Below are 17,971 nucleotides of genomic sequence, written 5' to 3'. Positions count from 1 at the left end.
TTAAATGGAGCCAATTTGCGGGTGTAGTTTAGTGGTAAAACCACAGCCTTCCAAGCTGTTGTTGTGGGTTCGATTCCCATCACCCGCTCCAATTCATCTACATGGGCCTATAGCTCAGCTGGTTAGAGCGCACGCCTGATAAGCGTGAGGTCGATGGTTCGAGTCCATTTAGGCCCACTTCATAAATATTGATACATAAACCGAACTTTAAAAAGTTCGGTTTTTTTGCGTGTTTATGAGGAAAATATAGTGAAAAGCTAAATGGAGGAAGTGACTTCATGCCTGAGCTTCCAGAGATGGAAAATTATCGACGATTATTAAATCAAAAAATTGCTGGTCAAATGATTACAGAAGTAGAAATAAATCGAGACAAATCAGTAAATGTCGATCCCAATCATTTTATTCGTGCTGTCGCCAATCAGAGGGTTGTTACTGTTGACCGAAGAGGGAAGCATTTATTATTTCGTTTAGATAATAAACAAGTTTTGTTGCTTCATTTAATGCTTGGTGGCTGGATGTATTTTGGTACCGAGGAAGACAAACCGGAAAGGACAATTCAGGTTCGCTTATCGTTCGGTCAGTACCATCTTTATTTTATCGGATTGCGGCTTGGTTATTTGCATTTACATAATGAACAGACTGTTCAAAAGGAGCTTGCTGATTTAGGTCCTGAACCATTAGAACCATCATTCACGGTGCAGGAATTTTTAAATCTTCTTGGTGAAAGAAGAAGTAAAATAAAAACAAAACTGCTTGATCAGGAGTTTATTGCAGGGATTGGGAACTGCTATTCAGACGAAATCTGTTATCACGCAGGAATTAAAACAAAACGGAGTATTGAAGATATAGGTGAACCTGAACGAATCCAGCTCTACCATTCGATGAGGCATGTTCTCTTAAATGCGTTAAAGCTCGGCGGTTACATGGAAAATCCACTTTTTCAAGGAGACAACCTTACTGGCGGCTACACTAATCGCTGTCTGGTATATGACCGAGAAGGAGACAAATGCAATCGATGTGGAGGTACGATCATCAAAGAAATGATTTCTTCGCGAAAAACCTTTTTTTGTTCAAATTGTCAAAAATAGTATAAACCCTATCGCTGAGATATGGTTTTTTTTGAAGAATTTGATAATTTGTCAAAAATATGTTGAACAAATAGTATCGCATAGTGTATAAATGTAATATACTAATTGTAAATAAGTATAGCACATTTATATTTTATTAATAAAATTATAGCATAAATAAAATCGAAAAGGGGGTAAATGTGATCAAACTGACGAAACGCCAAGACGAAATTCTGAGGATTGTGAAAGAAAACGGTCCTATTACGGGACAACAAATTGCAGAAAAGCTTTCTCTAACGAGGGCGGCATTAAGACCAGACTTAGCAATCTTAACAATGGCGGGAAATTTGGACGCCAGACCTCGGGTAGGTTATTTTTTTAATCATAATTATGAAGTAAAGCTTCAGGCAGAAAAATTCCTGCACCAAAAGGTTGTCAATTACAAAGCTCGTCCAATTGTTGTTGATAAATCTACCTCCGTATATGACGCAATCGTCCAATTATTTTTAGAAGATGTTGGAACACTGTATGCGGTTGATAGCAGTGGTTATCTAGCGGGAGTCATTTCTAGAAAGGATTTGCTGCGGACAGCGATTGGCAATCAGGATTTGCAAGAATTGCCATGCAGCGTCATCATGACGAGAATGCCTAACATCATCACAATCACATCTGAAGAAACATTGTTAGAAGCTGCTAATAAGATGATCACCAATCACATTGACTCATTACCAGTAGTGAAAGAAATCAATCCTGGCAATCATACATATTTGTTGATTGGGAGAATTACAAAAACAACGATTACACGAGCATATCTAGAAATTATGGAGCAAAATTCGGTATAAAGGGGAGTGGCAGCGATTTTTGTAGAAAAAGAAGTTGTTTATGTGGTTTCAGACTCAGTTGGGGAAACGGCTGAGTTTGTAGTAAAAGCTGTAGCAACACAATTTAATGGTGGAAATGTTGAGATTCGCCGCAATTCCTATGTGGAGGATTTAGAGGATATTGAGGATATTATTCTTTTAGCTAAAAATGGAAAGGCGATTATCGCTTATACGATTGTCGTACCTTTTTTAAAAGAGTATTTAGATCGTCGTGCAGCAGAAGAAAACATTAACGCTGTGGATTTGCTTAGTCCATTAATAAATGCGTTCACGGCTAGTTTTAACAAAAAACCGCATCATCAGCCAGGTTTAATGAGAAAACTAGATGAAGAGTATTTTAGAAAAATAGAAGCGATCGAATTCGCAGTCAAGTATGACGACGGACGTGATCCGCGAGGAATCCTTAAGGCTGACATCGTTCTAATCGGAGTTTCGCGGACGTCGAAGACACCTTTATCGATGTATTTGGCACATAAACGCTTTAAGGTTGCGAATGTTCCGTTGGTTCCTGAGGTTCCAGCACCCGATGAACTGTTCGAAATTCCAAGAAAAAATTGTATTGGATTAATTATTTCGCCAAATAAATTAAATGAAATCCGTATTGAAAGACTGAAGGCATTAGGGTTGGGTTCCAAAGCAAGTTACGCAAGCTTCGAGAGAATTCTTGAAGAACTGGATTATGCTGAGAAAATCATGAAGCGAGTCGGCTGTCCAATTATCAATGTATCCAATAAAGCAATAGAAGAAACTGCAGGATTAATTTTAGAAGTGTTGAAAAAAGAGAGGAGCTTATAATGATGGAAAAGTTTGTTTACTTGTTTCATGAGGGAAATGGAAATATGAAAGAAACGCTTGGAGGAAAAGGAGCTAACCTTGCGGAAATGACACATATCGGGTTACCTGTTCCTTATGGTTTTACCATTTCGACGCAAGCATGTAATGCTTATTATGATGCGGGAAAAATGATTCCATCTTTAGTTGAAAGTCAGGTACTAGGAGCATTGAGTACCCTTGAAGAAAAAATGGGGAAAAAGCTCGGGGACGCTAAAAATCCATTACTAGTATCTGTCCGTTCAGGCTCTGTATTTTCCATGCCGGGGATGATGGATACAGTCCTAAACCTGGGTATGAATGATGAAACGGTTATCGGGATGGGGAAATTAACCAACAATCCTCGCTTTGCCTATGACTCTTACCGTCGCTTTATTCAAATGTTTAGTAATGTGGTTCTTGATATTAACACTTTTTATTTTGAACAATTATTAGAAGAAACGCGTGAGCAAAAAGGTTATCATGCCGATCCAGAGATGACAGCAGAGGACTGGAAAGAAGTCATTGAAGGGTATAAGGGTATTGTTAAAAAGCATACACGAAAAGATTTTCCGCAGGATCCGAAGGAACAGTTATTTCTCGCCATTAACGCGGTGTTTGATTCTTGGAATAATCAGCGTGCCATTGTTTACCGCCGCTTAAATAAAATTCCTGATCACCTCGGTACAGCTGTAAATATTCAAAGCATGGTGTTCGGTAATATGGGTAACGATTCTGGTACTGGCGTCGCCTTTACGAGAAATCCTTCTACCGGCGAACATAAACTATACGGTGAATACCTAATCAATGCTCAGGGTGAAGATGTGGTCGCGGGAATTCGTACACCACAACCAATTCAAACCTTAAAAGACGAAATGCCTGCGGTTTTCAAGCAATTTACTGAAACATGCAGACGTCTTGAGCAGCATTATAAGGAAATGCAGGATATTGAATTTACCGTGGAACGTGGTCAATTATTTATTCTTCAAACACGTAATGGCAAGCGGACTGCGCAAGCTGCCATTCGAATTGCGGTGGAAATGGTCGAAGAGGGAATCATTGATAAAAAGACAGCGCTGCTTCGTGTGGACCCAGATCAATTAAATCAACTGCTTCACCGCCGAATTGATGATAAATATCAGCGGACATTATTAGCAAAAGGTCTGCCGGCATCACCTGGTGCGGCTACTGGTCAAGTTGTCTTTGATGCAGATGAAGCAGAGGAATTAGGGAATGCAGGTAAAAAGGTTATTCTTGTCAGACCTGAAACTACTCCTGATGATATTCATGGTATCGTTGCGGCGCAAGCAATTGTTACAAGCCGTGGAGGTATGACAAGCCATGCCGCTGTTGTCGCACGTGGTATGGGGAAAGCGTGTATTTGTGGGTGTGAGGCACTTAAGATTGACCTTAAAGCGAAACAATTTAAGGTTGACGAGCAGGTGATTAACTATGGCGATGTCATCACCATTGATGGTTCTACTGGTGAAATTATGCTTGGCGAAATTCCAATGATTGAACCACAGCTTTCTGATGAGTTCCAGTTGTTACTCGCTTGGGCAGACCAAGAACGAAAAATGGGTGTACGTGCCAATGCCGACAATCCAGAAGATGCTCAAAAAGCGTTTGAATTTGGTGCTGGCGGAATTGGATTATGTCGTACGGAGCATATGTTTATGGATTTGAAACGAATTCCAATTGTTCAAAAAATGATTCTGGCTGAGAAATATAACGAGCGTAAGGAAGCGCTGGATGAGCTGCTTCCAATGCAGCAAGGTGACTTTGAAGGAATTTTTGAAGCCATGCAAGGATTCCCAGTTACTATTCGTTTATTGGATCCGCCATTACATGAATTCTTACCAGATAAGGAAGAGTTGCTCGTCGAAGTAACAAAGCTGCAAATTCTTGACCCTGCTTCACCAGATTTAAAGAAAAAAGAATTACTGTTGAAAAAGATACGTCAATTGGATGAATTCAACCCAATGCTCGGTCACCGCGGCTGCCGACTAGGTATGGTTTACCCAGAAATTTATGAAATGCAAGCAAAAGCTATTTTCTATGCTGCTGCTAAACTAGCAGATAAGGGCTTGGAAGTTCAGCCTGAGATTATGATTCCGCTGGTAGGTCATGTAAATGAGTTAAAACAAATGCGTCAGCTTGTGATTGATGCAGCTGAAAAAGTGCAGGAAGAAACAGGAAAGCAGTTTGAATACACGATCGGAACGATGATTGAGATTCCACGAGCAGCCCTTACAGCTGACCAAATTGCCGAAGAAGCTGATTTCTTCTCGTTTGGTACAAATGATTTAACGCAAACAACATTCGGTTACAGCCGTGATGACGCAGAAGGGAAATTCCTTCAGAATTATATCGAAAACAAGGTACTAGCTGAGAATCCGTTTGCAGTCCTTGATCAAGATGGCGTTGGCAGATTAGTAGAAATGGGCGTAAAACTTGGCCGCGCGGCAAAGCCTGCATTAAAAACAGGTATCTGCGGCGAGCATGGCGGGGAAAAATCGTCTATTGATTTCTGCTACAAAACCGGACTGGATTATGTAAGCTGCTCACCATACCGAGTGCCGCTGGCAAGATTAGCCGCAGCACAAGCAACGATTCGCCATGAATTAAATAAGGAAGAAGTTTATACAACCGCATAATATAGATGGGTACCACGGTATCCTAGCAAAACCGGCCCCTTTTGAGTAGGAGCCGGTTTTTGCTTTGATTTATAGTTTATTAGATGAATGAGAGATCGTGAACATGTAAAATGTAGGGAAGCGGTCACTTAGTGTGAAATCGCTCTTTTAAAAAGCTCCCTGAATTTCTCCTTATCCTCTGATGTAAATGGTTTGGGTCCCTTTGTACGCTTACCGCTTTTTCGAGCCATCGCACTCAAATAACGGGATTGTAATAATTGGTCAATGTTTTCATTTGTATAGGTATACCCGATATGGTGAAGAACAGTACATCCTTTAGCTAAGCCTAGTGAAGCAAGACCATAATCTTGTGTAATGATTATATCTCCTTTTTCTGCTAACTTCATAATCCGATAATCCGCAGCATCTGCTCCAGAATCAACATAAATGGTTTCCACTCCAGATGGTTGTTCCGCTGTTGAAAAGTGAGAAAAGCTTGTAACAAGGATAATTGGAATTTCAGCATTCGTGCCTTCAGAAATAATAATATCTTTTACTGGACAAGCATCTGCATCAACTAAAATTTTCATCTTTAATTCTCCAATAAATAAGTTTTAGTTGATGATAAAGGCAGGCGTAGTTTTTGTCAAACGATTAAGAGGCTTTGCCTGAAAACTATGTAGCAAATAATGAATCCTAATGAAGCTTTTAATTTGATAGTTTAGTTAGATACATATGGTAAAATGTGGTTAGTGATTCAATATAAGTTAGTATTATTTTGACCTTTTAATTACGAAACGGAGTTAAATTCTATAAAAAGGCTGGTGAAAAATGGGGCTAGTTCGATTAATTCTTGTCAGCGTTATCTTTTGGGTACTTGCCATCATTCTTGTTTTAATCTTAGGTATTACTTTTTCTATTTGGGGGATACAATTAAATGAGTTTGTAGAAAATGGATTGCAGATTATTATTATATTTTATGGAGTGAACAAGTTTGGTCTAAAAAAAGATAGTAAAAAAGATAACTATCATGACTTCCCTAGATTGTGAACCAATGTGGGGGAAGGATAAATTGTGTACCCATAACTTGCAATTATATAAATAAGTTTTATAAAAACTAAAATGAAAGGTGTGAAATCAATTGACTTTTTATCGTTCTTTAACACCTTATTATGATGAAATTTTTCCTACTAATGTAAAAGCTCTTAACTTTTTAGTATCCAATTTAAAAAAGGGAGGATTATTGCTCGACGTTGGTGCAGGTACGGTAATATGGCACTCTTCTTGTCAAAAGAAGGATTTAACGTTACAGCCACGGAACCTGAGGAAACAATGGCTAATCAAATTCGTGAAAAAGTAACTGACCATCCCATTCATGTATTTACGAAAACCATGCAGCAAATAGGTGAATTTGAAGAAACTTTTGATGGTATTTATTGTATTGGAAATACGCTAGTTCATTTAAACAACTTAGAGGAAGTGAACGGATTTCTTCACCAAGTACACAGGAAATTGAATGATGATGGTGTTTTTATATGTCAAATTGTTATCTTTGAAAAAGTATTAAATCAACAAGATTTTGCATTTCCTATTATTCAAAAGGAAAATTTTAAATTTAAACGCCGATATGACATATCAGAAGATAAGGTTTTATTTACTACTGCAATAACTTCAAATGGACAATCTATTTCAAATACGACTTCTTTATGTCCTATTACGTCACAACAATTACTACCCATACTAAAAAATAGTGGGTTTCAAACAATCGAAACATATGGTGACTTTGAAAAAGGACCTTATTCAGCAAATTCACCCGCATTAATTGTTGTAGCAAGAAAATGAAGATTACAAATGTTGATTAAACGCTCCTGTGTTTTTTAATAATGGGGCTGCAACAGAATAATAGGTTTGAACGACAAATTTACATAGATACCTCAAAATTTGAGAACTTGAGCCGTAATACTGGCGGATAGCGAGAAATACTGGCGGATAGCGAGAAATACTGGCGGATAGCGAGAAATACTGGCGGATGGCGAGAAATACTGGCGGATGGCGAGAAATACTGGCGGATGGGGAGAAATACTAGCGGATAGCGAGAAATACTGGCGTATAGCGAGAAATACTGGCGGATGGCGAGAAATACTGGCGGATGGCGAGAAATACTGGCGGATGGCGAGAAATACTGGCGGATAGCGAGAAATACTGGCGGATAGCGAGAAATACTGGCGGATGGCGAGAAATACTGGCGGATAGCGAGAAATACTGGCGGATGGCGAGAAATACTGGCGGATGGCGAGAAATACTGGCGGATAGCAAGAAATAATACAGGATAGTAATCTTTATAAAACGAAGGAGAAATATATATGTCTAAAACAAATCAAAGAATAGTTCCACATTTATGGTATGACAAGGAGGCAAAGGAAGCAGCTGAGTTTTACACTTCCATTTTCCCGGATTCAAAAATTACAAATATATCAACGATCCACGATACACCTTCAGGAGACTCCGATATTGTAACTTTTGACCTATGGGGGCAGAAGCTCATGGCAATTAGCGCAGGACCTTATTTCAAGATCAATCCGTCCATATCTTTTATCGTAAATTTTGATCCATCGCGAGATAAAAATGCGAGTGAAAAAATAAATGAGGTTTGGAACAAATTATCAGAAGGTGGAACAGCTTTAATGCCATTTGATACGTATCCTTTCAGTGAGAAGTATGGCTGGATTCAGGATAAATATGGATTATCCTGGCAGCTGATGCTTACCAATCCAGAAGGTGAAGAGCGGCCTGCGATAGTGCCTTCACTTTTGTTTGTTGGCGACCAATGCGGCAATGCAGAAGAGGCATTTACTTTTTATTTATCCGTATTCAAGAATGCAAAGATGGGACATATCGCACGTTACCCAAAAGGCATGGAGCCTGACAAAGAAGGAACCATCATGTTCTCAGATTTCATGCTCGAAAATCAGTGGTTTGTCGCAATGGATAGTGCGCACGAGCATAAATTCAGTATTAACGAGGCAATCTCATTTATGGTGTACTGCGACACACAAGAAGAAATTGATTACTACTGGGAAAAGCTTTCTGCCGTTCCAGAAGCCGAACAATGCGGCTGGCTGAAAGATCAATATGGTGTATCATGGCAGATTGTCCCAAGTGAGATGGACGAGATGATGAGCAAGAGTACTCCTGAGCAACTAGCTCGTGTAACAAAGGCATTTCTTACAATGAAGAAATTTGATCTTGGGGAATTACGAAAAGCATACAACGGATAACAGAATTCTTGATGTGATAGGCTCTAATAATTTTAAAAAATTATGTGATGACGTTGATGATTTTAGAGCTGGCTGCCACCAATGGCAGCCTTTTATTATTGAATCAGCAAAGTTTTGAAACATATAGTTGGTTTATATAAAAATAGTTCATATTGTTACTGCCAATAATAAAAGAAACATGTGTTAAAAGAGGTGTTAGATTGAAGAAGATTGCCTTGCTCTGCCTTGTTTGTTTATTGTTTCTGACCGCACTAGAAAAGCCGCGGGCATTTGTGTCTTTTTTACAACCAGTCGCAAATGGTATAAAACATAATACGAATGTTCCTGTGTACTTGCCCACATACTGGAGCGAACAAACTGTGGAATCAAATAAATATACGTCTGTAAAGGTAAAGTCTTATGAAAATGGGTACACAATCTATTTTTTATCGATGAATAAACCTTATCGAGCAAACGATTCAGCTTTATTTCATCACCCTGAATCGAGTGAAGTAGGAGAATTATCGGGTTTTGTTGGAAGTATGTCAACCAGTGATAGGCCGAGTAATTTTGTCTATTACAAAAAGAAGGATGGAGCAAAGTTATGGATTCAACCGTGGATACGATCAATCATTTATGCAAAGCGCGGCCCATGGGTCATGCTTTTTGATGGTGATAACGGAGATGAGCCCTATCAGCAAGCAAATGAGTTGTTCAACGCAATGGAGCAGGTGAAGTGGCTAAAGGACAAAAACGTTCATGAAGGGCATATCACCATTCTTGGAACAAGACGTGCTGCAAATACAAGCATTTCTTGGGAAAGTGATAATGGCTATGTTTATCATTTATTTTATAGAGGTCCTATTAAAGAAGCAGTGAAAATCGTCGATAGCTTAAGATATGTGAAATAGCGCTATCATTTTGTTAAAGTGTAGTGGACAAACGATACGTTCGTCTCCTACACTTTTTTCCATTCTTCGATTATTTCTTTAATTTTCTTCCTATCGATGATATTGATGGCATAATAAGTCAATTCCTCCAGCTTCATGGCCCGAACAGGATGGTTGGCAACACCATAAAGATCTCCTAATAAGAGTACATCGACAATCGTAAATCCAATTAAGATAATCATCGGTTTCCCATTCGCTGACCAGGTGCCTCGTGTACCTAAGACTAGTGGTAATGGCTTTTCCGTTCGTTGAACATACTCTTTAACCCACTGTTGTTCTGTTTTCATTGGGTTATTTTACCCAGTTATTGTTTCGTTTAGTAAAAAGTAAACAATAATAATATGATAAAATTCATTAATATTTTATTGCAAATCAATATATAGTGTGTTGGTTTTAAAACAATATTAAATCAGTAAGTGACTATTTAAACAAAATAGTTAATCGTATTTCCAATAAGGTGAACTTACCTAATTTCAAAAAAACGTAGGAGGCCTAAATTATGAGAGCGTTTAATCAACTTGTTCGTTTTGGTTGGGAGCCGAGTTCTTGGCTGTTATTAGTGATTGTGAGCTTTCTTATCGTAGCGACGTTAAAGCAGCTTAAGGCTAAAAATTCCACTTCATAACCAATGATAAAAACTATGACATCAATCCAGCCTCTTTTCATACTATATTTTGGGGTGAAAAGAATGCCGAGAATAAATTACAGAAGTTCAGACGTTGACTTAATGGCAAGGATGATGAGAGCAGAAGCCGAAGGCGAAGGAAAACTAGGGATGTTAATGGTTGGAAATGTCATCGTTAATCGTGTTAAAGCAGATTGTTTAGACTTTAAAGATGTAAGAAACGTTAACGATGTTATCTTTCAAGTCCAAGGAGGAAATTTTTCCTTTGAAGCTGTTCAAAAAGGAAATGTATTTTACCAAAGAGCGAGATCGGCTGAAAAGAGATTAGCCAAACAGAATTTGGATTATTGGAGAGAACACCCATCAAAATACTCCCTTTGGTATTTTAATCCATATGCTCCATGCCCTCCAACCTGGTATGGCCAGCCACATTCCGGACAGTTTAAACAGCATTGTTATTATGAGCCAAAAGCTAATACATGTGATAGTGTTTATAAGGGAGCTTAAGCTTACTCGTTGAGTAGGCTTTTTTACATATATGTGCAAGTGTGCCCAAACAATAATGAAATAAGGAGGCGGGAGGATTGAACAATTTAAACTTACTATTCCGTAGAAGAATAGGAATCCAAGAATATGAGGTCATTACCTTTGAAAAATTAGACAAGGTGCTTGAAAAGACAGCCAAAGCTATTCCATTTGAGAATTTGTGTATTATGGAAAATAGATCAATTGAAATCACAAAAGAAAGGATAATGAGTAAGATCCTCGAACAAAATGAAGGTGGACTTTGTTATGAATTAAATGCTATCCTTTACCTTTTTTTAAAGGAAAACAACTTTAGCTCCACGTTAATCCGAGCGGTAGTATATGACCATATGAAGCAACAATGGAGTGTAACTGGGAATACCCATGTTGCAAATCTTTTAACATTTGATGGTCAGGTATATCTAGTCGATACGGGTTTTGGGGGTAATTTACCTTTAAAGCCGGTTCCTTTAAACGGGAAGACGGTAGAATCTAAAACTGGTGAATTTAGAGTGGTTCAAACTGATAGTGAACATGGTGATTACATTTTGTACATGAAATTAAAGCATAAAGATGAGGATTGGAAAATCGGATACGCTTTTCGTTCTAATGAAGGATTTCATGATATAACGAATTTAAATGAAGTCCAAAAAATCATCATTGAACATCCAGGATCAGCATTTAATAAGAAGCCATTAATAACTAAAATCACAGACAAAGGGAACATCATTTTAACAGAATCCTCGTTTACTGAATGGAAGGATGGAAAAATGAAAAAGGAAGAGATTGATGAAAAGAGATTCAGTAAATTAAGAAAAGGATATTTTAATCTATAATCTTTAAACTATAGAGCATTTCTTTGTGAAAAGGAATGCTCTATAACTTAGTATGTACATAAAGCAAGTAATGAGAAGTTTTAGCAATTATAAATGTTTAATTGCCCATTGTTTCATAACTTGTTCTTTTGCTATTTGGTAAATTTCTTCTTCTGATTTGTTTTTATTTGCAATTACATTGGTTTGATATTTTTTTCCCTTAAATTGTACATAAATAGTATACTCACACATTTTGTTCCATCTCCTTCTTTTATAGTAATGGGTTTTGTACTTCTATTGTAAAAGTAATTCTTTAAGTTCTGATGGATTTTATGTAAAGTTTTATTTAATAGTTGCAAGGGATTGTGGTAAATACTAAAAAAAACTCAAAAAAGGGGATTCATCATGGGAGCGATTGAACGAAACGGGTTTCGGTTTGTACCAGAATTCAGCGTCAGCCACCAAAACGGTGCCATTCATGTTTATAATAATAAAGAGCGTTTTATTGAAGAGATTAAGTTTGAGTTTTCAGGGGATTTTCCTGAACTTAATCAAATAGAGGATTTAGTAAATGATTACTGCAAACAGAAGGAAATTTAGAGACCGAATATTCGTTCGGTTTCTTGTTTTTTGTTATAATTAAATTACTACATAATGGATAAGGTGGGAAGAAAATGAATAAATTAACCGCCGTATACCCTCAAGCCATTGAACATACGAAGGATAAAATAATCGAGGACATGAACCACTTTTTAGAAGCAAAAGAAAGTTTACCGGCCTTTAATGAATATTTAACCGCACGCGGACATTATCTAGAGCAAATTTGGATTAATGTCTGGTTAAATAAGGTGACAAATGATGTTCCGAAGAATGAGAAAAAAGAGTTTTTACGTGAAAAAGGCTATGAAGTTCAAGGTGTGGACCGAAAGCTTATTAACAAACTATTTCGGGATGAAATGAGAGAATATCAGCCATTTGATGTACTTAAATGGACGAAAGAAAACTTTACAGGCAAAGAAGTGGAATGGGAGCAAAGATACCAGCAATCCAAAGCTGATTTTTTAAAAAGACAGGAGATGTCCCGTCTTGAAGACGAGCGCCAACATATTCGTGCGGCCATTGTAGAAACCTCAAGTGATTTGCTTGAGAACGAGTATGCTCAGTTTTATCTTTATGTAAGGCATTTTACCGCCATTCAATTAGCTGCAGATATCAAGAACAATGTGAAGTTCCAATCGGTGGATACGTTTGCACTTGAAGAAAAATTAGTCAATGAGGGGCAGTTTAATCCGGATTCCTATACAACAGTTGCAACATTCTTTGAAGAATTAACAGGGGATATTCATAAGACGGTAAATTGGGGTCGAAGTTTATATGAGTACCAAACGTATTTTTTCGTTTATGAAAGCTTAATCTCAGACTATCTTTCAGAAATGATTCCACAAAAGGTTCTGGAAAAGCTTCCTGACCAAATAAAAAAACAGTTTCAAGAAACCTTTGGTGAAAAACTGACTCCTGCTTTCATTAAGGGCAGTATAACTCAGCTTCTTTATGAAGTAGAAGACTATTTTATCGAAGATATTCAAGAGGAATATTTGTCGGATCTTTTGAAGATAGCTCAGATTCCTTTTGACCTTAATGTTCACCGGCTAATCTTTGAAAAGGATTTTGCTGATAGAGAACGAAAGAAGGCGGAGGAGGAAGCAGAGTTACAACAAAAAAGAGAAGAAGAAGAGCGGATGATGGAGGATATTTTCGGTCAGGAATACAATCCATCGTTCGGGAGACGGGTTCGTTATGTCCTTCATATTGGAGAAACGAATACAGGGAAAACACACCATGCCCTTGAACAAATGAAGAAGGCAAACAGCGGCTTATATTTAGCTCCGCTCAGACTATTAGCACTTGAGGTTTATGATAAATTAAATGCGGAAGGAACACCATGCTCGTTAAAAACGGGGGAAGAAGAAAAAATTGTACCTGGTGCTAATCACTTTTCATGCACTGTCGAAATGTTTCATGAAAAGGAAAATTACGAAGTAGTTGTGATTGATGAGGCACAGATGATTACGGATAAAGACCGTGGCTTTTCTTGGTATAAAGCAATCACAAAAGCAAATGCGCGAGAGGTACATATTATTGGTAGCCGGAATTCTAAACCGATGCTTTTACAACTCTTAGGTGAATCGGATATCCTCATCCATGAGTACAGCCGTGAAATCCCACTCGAAGTCGAATCGAAGGAATTTCATATTAAACATGTAAAAAAAGGAGATGCGCTGATTTGTTTTTCCAGGAGGCGTGTTCTTGAAACAGCGTCTAGACTGCAAAATGATGGTCATACTGTCAGCATGATTTATGGGAGCATGCCGCCAGAAACTAGAAAAAAGCAAATTGAACAATTTAACAGTGGAAAAACAAAGGTAGTGGTTGCAACTGATGCAATTGGAATGGGCTTAAATCTGCCGATACGCAGGATTGTATTTTTAGAAAATGAGAAATTTGATGGAACAAGAAGGCGGCTGTTAACTTCACAGGAAGTGAAACAAATCGCCGGACGCGCAGGTCGTAAAGGGATTTATGAGGTAGGCAAGGTTGCCTTTACAAAGGATATTCGAATGATGAGGCGATTGCTAAATCAAGAGGACGAGCCTGTTCATACGTTTGCGATTGCCCCTACCAACACAGTTTTTGAGCGATTCCAACGTTATTACCGTGATTTAGGGACGTTCTTTGAGCTTTGGGGGAAATTTAACAGCCCGCCAGGTACAACAAAGGCTTCACTGACAGAAGAACGATCACTTTATCAATTAATAGCCGGAACAGAAATTGAAGCACGTTTACCTTTGATGGACCTATATGGGTTTTTACACCTTCCTTTTTCCAAAAACGAACCTACTTTAACAAGGCAGTGGGAAGATACTATGTATGCTATCATTCAGGGGAATCCACTACCCGAACCTCCATATAAGGAGCGAAGTCTTGAGGACCTCGAGCTGGCCTACAAAGCCCTTGGATTGCATCTGCTCTTTTTATATCGGTTGGGGGAACGGACAGAGGCAGTTTATTGGGAGCGGCTGCGTGAGGAAATGAGTGACAAGGTACAAGATAAATTAAAAACGGATATTAAAAAGTTCGTCAAGAAATGCAAAAACTGTGGCAAGAACCTCCCTTGGGATCACTCATTTCCAACTTGTGATGCCTGCCATCATGCTAAATATAGAAAGCGCTTTGCAGAGGATTTTTAAACCTTCGATTTCAGGTTCAACGGAAATCAATAATTGAAAAAAGCCCAAGAATCTCATCAAATTCATGATAGATTCTTGGGCCATTCATTTAAACATAAGCCATTTCTATTAAACTTGCTCTACTGTTCTTTCTTTTATTGAAGTGTTATTTTTCTTTGTCTGTGTTTGTCTTTGAATCATGTTTTTCGATTCGCTTTTACTGTAATATTTCCCTTTTGTGTAAATAGCAATGATTACCGTAAGAATCGAAGCTAAAATGGCCGCAAAGAAAGTTGCTGTATTTTGCAAGAACGTTCCCATATACCCTAGGGCTGCAATCGTTCCAAGAACACTTGACACAATTAATGGGACAACGCCAACTGGATTCCATTTGTATAATTTTTCTTGTCTTGCTTCATATTCTATCGGTACAATTTTTAATAATTTTTTAACGACTAAGGCATCCGTAACTAAAATGGCTGCCCATGCCATCAATAGGACCCCTTGGAATGTCATAGCACTTCCTAAATAATCAAGAATCCCACCTAACATTAAAGCGATCGATAGGACACCTGAGACAACAACCCAAAAACGTCGACTTGGTTTGAAATGAAATACATTCTCAAAGAAACTGGATAATGAAAGGGATGCACTGTAAATATTTGTGACATTGATTCTAATTTGTGTCAACATCGTAAATACTACGCCGCCTAGCCCAATAAGTGTGACAATGTATACCCCAGGATTCGATTCAGCTAAACGGACACCAAACCATATTCCAAGTAACCCCATGACACCAAAGCAGAAAATTTGTGGAACAAATCCAATCATAATAGAGCCAAGTTTAATATCCTTTGGCTTTAGAAAGCGCGCATAGTCTGATGCAATAAGAGCAGTTAAGCCCATAATCCCGTGCTGCATACCAATACATAACAGTAAGGCAGTACCACCTGTTTGGACACCCTCTGGTAAGTAAGTCCAAAAATTACCGTCAAATTTTGAAGGTGTGTTGTAAGCAAAAATAATCGTGAGAATTAGAAATATGCCAAAAATCGGCAACGACCATTTCTGAAGCTTATCCAATTGTTTAATACCAAACCAATTTAATGGAATAACAATTGATCCGAATACAATAATTAGCAGCCATAATGGAATTGCGGGGAAATATGCATGTACTGCTGCCACGAGAATCATCCCTTCGAAAGCACAATACATGATAAAGTTAGATGCGTAAATGAGCGAAGTTAAAGAGGCGCCTATATAGCCAAACCCTTGTCTAGACATGAGATTGACATTCATTCCTGATTTTGCCGATAAATAAGCAATGACAGTACCTAATAAGCCGGCGATAATAATAGCGTAAATCGCTGAAATGATAGCGTTTTTCGCACCAAACTGAAGGGCCATTACACTACCTGTTTGAAAATAAAAAATGGCTGTCGCAATTCCGAACGTAATATTGGTGACACTAAACCAACCCATATTGCGCTTTGATTCTGGAACCTGTTCAAATGAATAATCATCTTTCTCTTTTTCTTGGAGACCTGTAGTTTGGTTTACACTCATGCAACCATCCTTTCCTTTCTGTCCCCATTTCTAAACGTAATTTTCACATTCATCTATCCTCTTTCAAGACTGAATGCTTGTTTAGAGGGTAACAGAATGTTTTTTTTTTTTTGGAAAAAATCCACTGTTTTTTAGCGAATTTCCATTTCATATATACTATTATATACACAGTTAGTTGACATAATCAACCCTTTTTCGTAAACAGTTATCAAAAACACCTTAACATCAATACTTTATTTCGTTTATCTAAATTTATTTATACATTATTTTGTATAAAAACACAGAGAAATGAAAAATACCAAAAACCTATCTCAATAAATTTTGAATCTTTATACTCTTTAACAGACTTCTTACTTAAAAAATTACCACGATAAAATTACACCAATAGGAGCTGAATATCCAAAATGTTTTTTACGCTTAAAATGAAAATAATTACTCTTTAGCGTAATTTTTTATTGCGTTTTAGAGTAATATAAATTACTATATAAAGTAAGGAGGTGGTAATGTTGGAAAATATTAGATTGAACGTCCCCTTATTGAGAAGAAGGGTGCCGAACCTTACAAGTGCAGCGCGTGATGTAGGTTTACGGCCGGCAACCGTCTCGAATTTATGTACGGGGAAAATTCCAGTAGGACGCTCTGAAGTTCGCACCATCGTAGCATTAGCAGAATTAGCCCAATGTAGTCTAGATGAGTTGATTTTAAGAGGGGAGAACGTAGAGATGATCGAAACCAAAATAAAAACTTTAGATTTGTTTGCGCCAGTTGTTAAGGGAGGAACCATAGGGCTTGTAGCTCGACCAGGAATGGGTCAGCTTGTTGTACTAGCGGAATTATTCTATCGCTTTAAGAAGGAGGGGTATGCAACAGTTTTATTGAAGCCTGAAGGAAATCATCCTGAAATTAGTGAAGTAATGGATGATGTAGAAATCATTGCTGATACGATTGAAAAGGCTTTCTCAGAGATGTCAGTAGTTGGAAAAAATAAAGACATTATTTTTGTTGCTGACCGTTCGCATGTCTTAACGAGGGAAATTTATGAGCTTCAGGAAAAATTACATGATGTTGATATCAAGAGTGTTACCACGTTTTTACTCGATTTAAAAGGTGCATCAGTGGATGAAGACCTTCCATACGGACCACTTGAAACCTTATGGCATTTTGATATGGATCTTTCTGTTAGACATCGTTACCCTGCGGTGAACCCAATCTACTCTACATCTTCAGTGTTAGAGGGTGCACATGTAGACCAAAATCATCTATCTATCCAACAAAAGGCTCAAAAGCTGTTACGCCGCTATCGTGAATTACGTTCTCTTGTGAATGTGAAAGGGATTAATGGGATCCCAGCAGCTGAAATTGAAACCTTTCATCGAGGAGAGCGCCTAGAAGCCTATTTGACACAGCCATTCTATGTAGCTGAAACCTTTACGGGGATCAAAGGAGAAAAGGTAAGTTTGAAGGATACATTAAATGACGTGAAAAAGATTTTGGATGGGGTTGTGGATTCAAAGGATATTGATTCATTGAATTATATAGGAACGATTTGATTATGGAGTGACCGAGACGGCAGAAAAAATGATATTTCGGTCAATGCAACGGGTCTGGAGTG

General features: G+C 38.0%; 19 protein-coding genes and 2 tRNA genes. 17 read left to right on the top strand and 4 right to left on the bottom strand.

Annotation, left to right across the window (positions count from 1 at the left end; all coding sequences use genetic code 11):
- Positions 1-17: 17 nt before the first annotated feature.
- The 6 genes from AC2TFD_RS17670 to ppdK all read left to right on the top strand — a co-directional run bounded on the left by AC2TFD_RS17670 (position 18) and on the right by ppdK (position 5,415).
- Positions 18-91: transfer RNA gene (locus AC2TFD_RS17670), tRNA-Gly, on the top strand.
- A gap of 12 nt (positions 92-103) precedes the next feature.
- Positions 104-177 (top strand) — tRNA-Ile (locus AC2TFD_RS17665).
- Between the two features lie 101 nt (positions 178-278).
- A complete protein-coding gene (gene mutM / locus AC2TFD_RS17660) occupies positions 279-1,088 on the top strand; it encodes a bifunctional DNA-formamidopyrimidine glycosylase/DNA-(apurinic or apyrimidinic site) lyase (RefSeq protein ID WP_335510496.1) in 810 nt (269 codons plus the stop codon).
- A 179-nt stretch (positions 1,089-1,267) separates the two neighbouring features.
- A complete protein-coding gene (ccpN, locus tag AC2TFD_RS17655) occupies positions 1,268-1,909 on the top strand; it encodes a transcriptional regulator CcpN (protein WP_335519677.1) in 642 nt (213 codons plus the stop codon).
- Positions 1,910-1,915: 6 nt separating this feature from the next.
- Positions 1,916-2,743, top strand: coding sequence for a pyruvate, water dikinase regulatory protein (locus AC2TFD_RS17650; protein WP_335519671.1), 828 nt, complete (start codon positions 1,916-1,918; stop codon positions 2,741-2,743).
- Positions 2,744-2,745: 2 nt separating this feature from the next.
- Entirely contained in the window at positions 2,746-5,415 is a 2,670-nt protein-coding gene (gene ppdK / locus AC2TFD_RS17645; protein ID WP_484673651.1) for a pyruvate, phosphate dikinase, read from the top strand.
- Positions 5,416-5,543: 128 nt separating this feature from the next.
- Here ppdK and AC2TFD_RS17640 read toward each other — a convergent pair whose 3' ends face one another.
- Entirely contained in the window at positions 5,544-5,984 is a 441-nt protein-coding gene (locus AC2TFD_RS17640; protein ID WP_335519674.1) for a YaiI/YqxD family protein, read from the bottom strand.
- A 241-nt stretch (positions 5,985-6,225) separates the two neighbouring features.
- Here AC2TFD_RS17640 and AC2TFD_RS17635 point away from each other — a divergent pair, with 241 nt between their 5' ends.
- The 5 genes from AC2TFD_RS17635 to AC2TFD_RS17615 all read left to right on the top strand — a co-directional run bounded on the left by AC2TFD_RS17635 (position 6,226) and on the right by AC2TFD_RS17615 (position 9,562).
- Positions 6,226-6,444, top strand: coding sequence for a hypothetical protein (locus tag AC2TFD_RS17635; protein WP_335568047.1), 219 nt, complete (start codon positions 6,226-6,228; stop codon positions 6,442-6,444).
- A 222-nt stretch (positions 6,445-6,666) separates the two neighbouring features.
- Positions 6,667-7,236, top strand: coding sequence for a class I SAM-dependent methyltransferase (locus tag AC2TFD_RS17630; protein WP_335568048.1), 570 nt, complete (start codon positions 6,667-6,669; stop codon positions 7,234-7,236).
- A gap of 207 nt (positions 7,237-7,443) precedes the next feature.
- Positions 7,444-7,587, top strand: a complete 144-nt coding sequence (locus AC2TFD_RS17625) for a hypothetical protein (RefSeq protein ID WP_484673650.1) — start codon at positions 7,444-7,446, stop codon at positions 7,585-7,587.
- Between the two features lie 170 nt (positions 7,588-7,757).
- Positions 7,758-8,672: a VOC family protein gene (locus tag AC2TFD_RS17620; RefSeq protein WP_335513145.1), complete on the top strand. Its 915-nt coding sequence runs from the start codon at positions 7,758-7,760 to the stop codon at positions 8,670-8,672.
- Between the two features lie 200 nt (positions 8,673-8,872).
- Positions 8,873-9,562 (top strand): hypothetical protein, encoded by a 690-nt coding sequence (locus AC2TFD_RS17615; protein WP_335568049.1) that lies wholly within the window; start codon positions 8,873-8,875, stop codon positions 9,560-9,562.
- Between the two features lie 47 nt (positions 9,563-9,609).
- Here AC2TFD_RS17615 and AC2TFD_RS17610 read toward each other — a convergent pair whose 3' ends face one another.
- On the bottom strand, positions 9,610-9,888 hold the full coding sequence (locus AC2TFD_RS17610) for a hypothetical protein (RefSeq protein ID WP_335513915.1): 279 nt from the start codon (positions 9,886-9,888) through the stop codon (positions 9,610-9,612).
- A 212-nt stretch (positions 9,889-10,100) separates the two neighbouring features.
- Here AC2TFD_RS17610 and AC2TFD_RS17605 point away from each other — a divergent pair, with 212 nt between their 5' ends.
- From AC2TFD_RS17605 to AC2TFD_RS17595, 3 genes are all read left to right on the top strand, one after another.
- A complete protein-coding gene (locus AC2TFD_RS17605; protein WP_420489067.1) occupies positions 10,101-10,226 on the top strand; it encodes a hypothetical protein in 126 nt (41 codons plus the stop codon).
- 63 nt (positions 10,227-10,289) lie between these two features.
- Positions 10,290-10,733, top strand: a complete 444-nt coding sequence (locus AC2TFD_RS17600; protein ID WP_335513912.1) for a cell wall hydrolase — start codon at positions 10,290-10,292, stop codon at positions 10,731-10,733.
- Positions 10,734-10,810: 77 nt separating this feature from the next.
- A complete protein-coding gene (locus AC2TFD_RS17595) occupies positions 10,811-11,587 on the top strand; it encodes an arylamine N-acetyltransferase family protein (protein WP_335513910.1) in 777 nt (258 codons plus the stop codon).
- 87 nt (positions 11,588-11,674) lie between these two features.
- On the opposite strand, the gene AC2TFD_RS17590 is transcribed toward AC2TFD_RS17595, so the two are convergent.
- A complete protein-coding gene (locus AC2TFD_RS17590; RefSeq protein ID WP_335568052.1) occupies positions 11,675-11,818 on the bottom strand; it encodes a BA3454 family stress response protein in 144 nt (47 codons plus the stop codon).
- Positions 11,819-11,971: 153 nt separating this feature from the next.
- On the opposite strand from AC2TFD_RS17590, the gene AC2TFD_RS17585 reads away from it, so the two are divergent.
- Together AC2TFD_RS17585 and AC2TFD_RS17580 are read left to right on the top strand one after the other, a co-directional pair.
- Positions 11,972-12,166: a YbxH family protein gene (locus AC2TFD_RS17585; RefSeq protein WP_335520425.1), complete on the top strand. Its 195-nt coding sequence runs from the start codon at positions 11,972-11,974 to the stop codon at positions 12,164-12,166.
- Positions 12,167-12,240: 74 nt separating this feature from the next.
- Positions 12,241-14,814 carry a DEAD/DEAH box helicase gene (locus tag AC2TFD_RS17580; RefSeq protein ID WP_484673649.1) on the top strand — a complete coding sequence of 858 codons (2,574 nt, stop codon included), beginning with the start codon at positions 12,241-12,243 and terminating at the stop codon, positions 14,812-14,814.
- 108 nt (positions 14,815-14,922) lie between these two features.
- Here the strand turns inward: AC2TFD_RS17580 and AC2TFD_RS17575 are convergent, their stop codons facing one another.
- On the bottom strand, positions 14,923-16,359 hold the full coding sequence (locus tag AC2TFD_RS17575) for a purine-cytosine permease family protein (RefSeq protein WP_484673648.1): 1,437 nt from the start codon (positions 16,357-16,359) through the stop codon (positions 14,923-14,925).
- Between the two features lie 506 nt (positions 16,360-16,865).
- Here AC2TFD_RS17575 and AC2TFD_RS17570 point away from each other — a divergent pair.
- Positions 16,866-17,909, top strand: a complete 1,044-nt coding sequence (locus tag AC2TFD_RS17570) for an ATP synthase beta subunit C-terminal domain-containing protein (protein ID WP_484673647.1) — start codon at positions 16,866-16,868, stop codon at positions 17,907-17,909.
- The last annotated feature ends 62 nt before the right edge of the window (positions 17,910-17,971 follow it).

The sequence above is a fragment of the Neobacillus sp. plas4 genome, assembly GCF_057221695.1.
Note: the sequence above shows the minus strand (reverse complement) of the source record. Positions and strands in the feature narration are given on the sequence as shown.

Bases quoted from the DNA above. Each gene is read 5' to 3' on its own strand.
- mutM (WP_335510496.1), top strand. From the start codon at position 279: ATGCCTGAGCTTCCAGAGATGGAAAATTATCGACGATTATTAAATCAA.
- ppdK (WP_484673651.1), top strand. From the start codon at position 2,746: ATGGAAAAGTTTGTTTACTTGTTTCATGAGGGAAATGGAAATATGAAA.
- AC2TFD_RS17640 (WP_335519674.1), bottom strand. From the start codon at position 5,984: ATGAAAATTTTAGTTGATGCAGATGCTTGTCCAGTAAAAGATATTATT.
- AC2TFD_RS17635 (WP_335568047.1), top strand. From the start codon at position 6,226: ATGGGGCTAGTTCGATTAATTCTTGTCAGCGTTATCTTTTGGGTACTT.
- AC2TFD_RS17630 (WP_335568048.1), top strand. From the start codon at position 6,667: ATGGCACTCTTCTTGTCAAAAGAAGGATTTAACGTTACAGCCACGGAA.
- AC2TFD_RS17625 (WP_484673650.1), top strand. From the start codon at position 7,444: ATGGCGAGAAATACTGGCGGATGGGGAGAAATACTAGCGGATAGCGAG.
- AC2TFD_RS17620 (WP_335513145.1), top strand. From the start codon at position 7,758: ATGTCTAAAACAAATCAAAGAATAGTTCCACATTTATGGTATGACAAG.
- AC2TFD_RS17610 (WP_335513915.1), bottom strand. From the start codon at position 9,888: ATGAAAACAGAACAACAGTGGGTTAAAGAGTATGTTCAACGAACGGAA.
- AC2TFD_RS17605 (WP_420489067.1), top strand. From the start codon at position 10,101: ATGAGAGCGTTTAATCAACTTGTTCGTTTTGGTTGGGAGCCGAGTTCT.
- AC2TFD_RS17600 (WP_335513912.1), top strand. From the start codon at position 10,290: ATGCCGAGAATAAATTACAGAAGTTCAGACGTTGACTTAATGGCAAGG.
- AC2TFD_RS17590 (WP_335568052.1), bottom strand. From the start codon at position 11,818: ATGTGTGAGTATACTATTTATGTACAATTTAAGGGAAAAAAATATCAA.
- AC2TFD_RS17585 (WP_335520425.1), top strand. From the start codon at position 11,972: ATGGGAGCGATTGAACGAAACGGGTTTCGGTTTGTACCAGAATTCAGC.
- AC2TFD_RS17580 (WP_484673649.1), top strand. From the start codon at position 12,241: ATGAATAAATTAACCGCCGTATACCCTCAAGCCATTGAACATACGAAG.
- AC2TFD_RS17575 (WP_484673648.1), bottom strand. From the start codon at position 16,359: ATGAGTGTAAACCAAACTACAGGTCTCCAAGAAAAAGAGAAAGATGAT.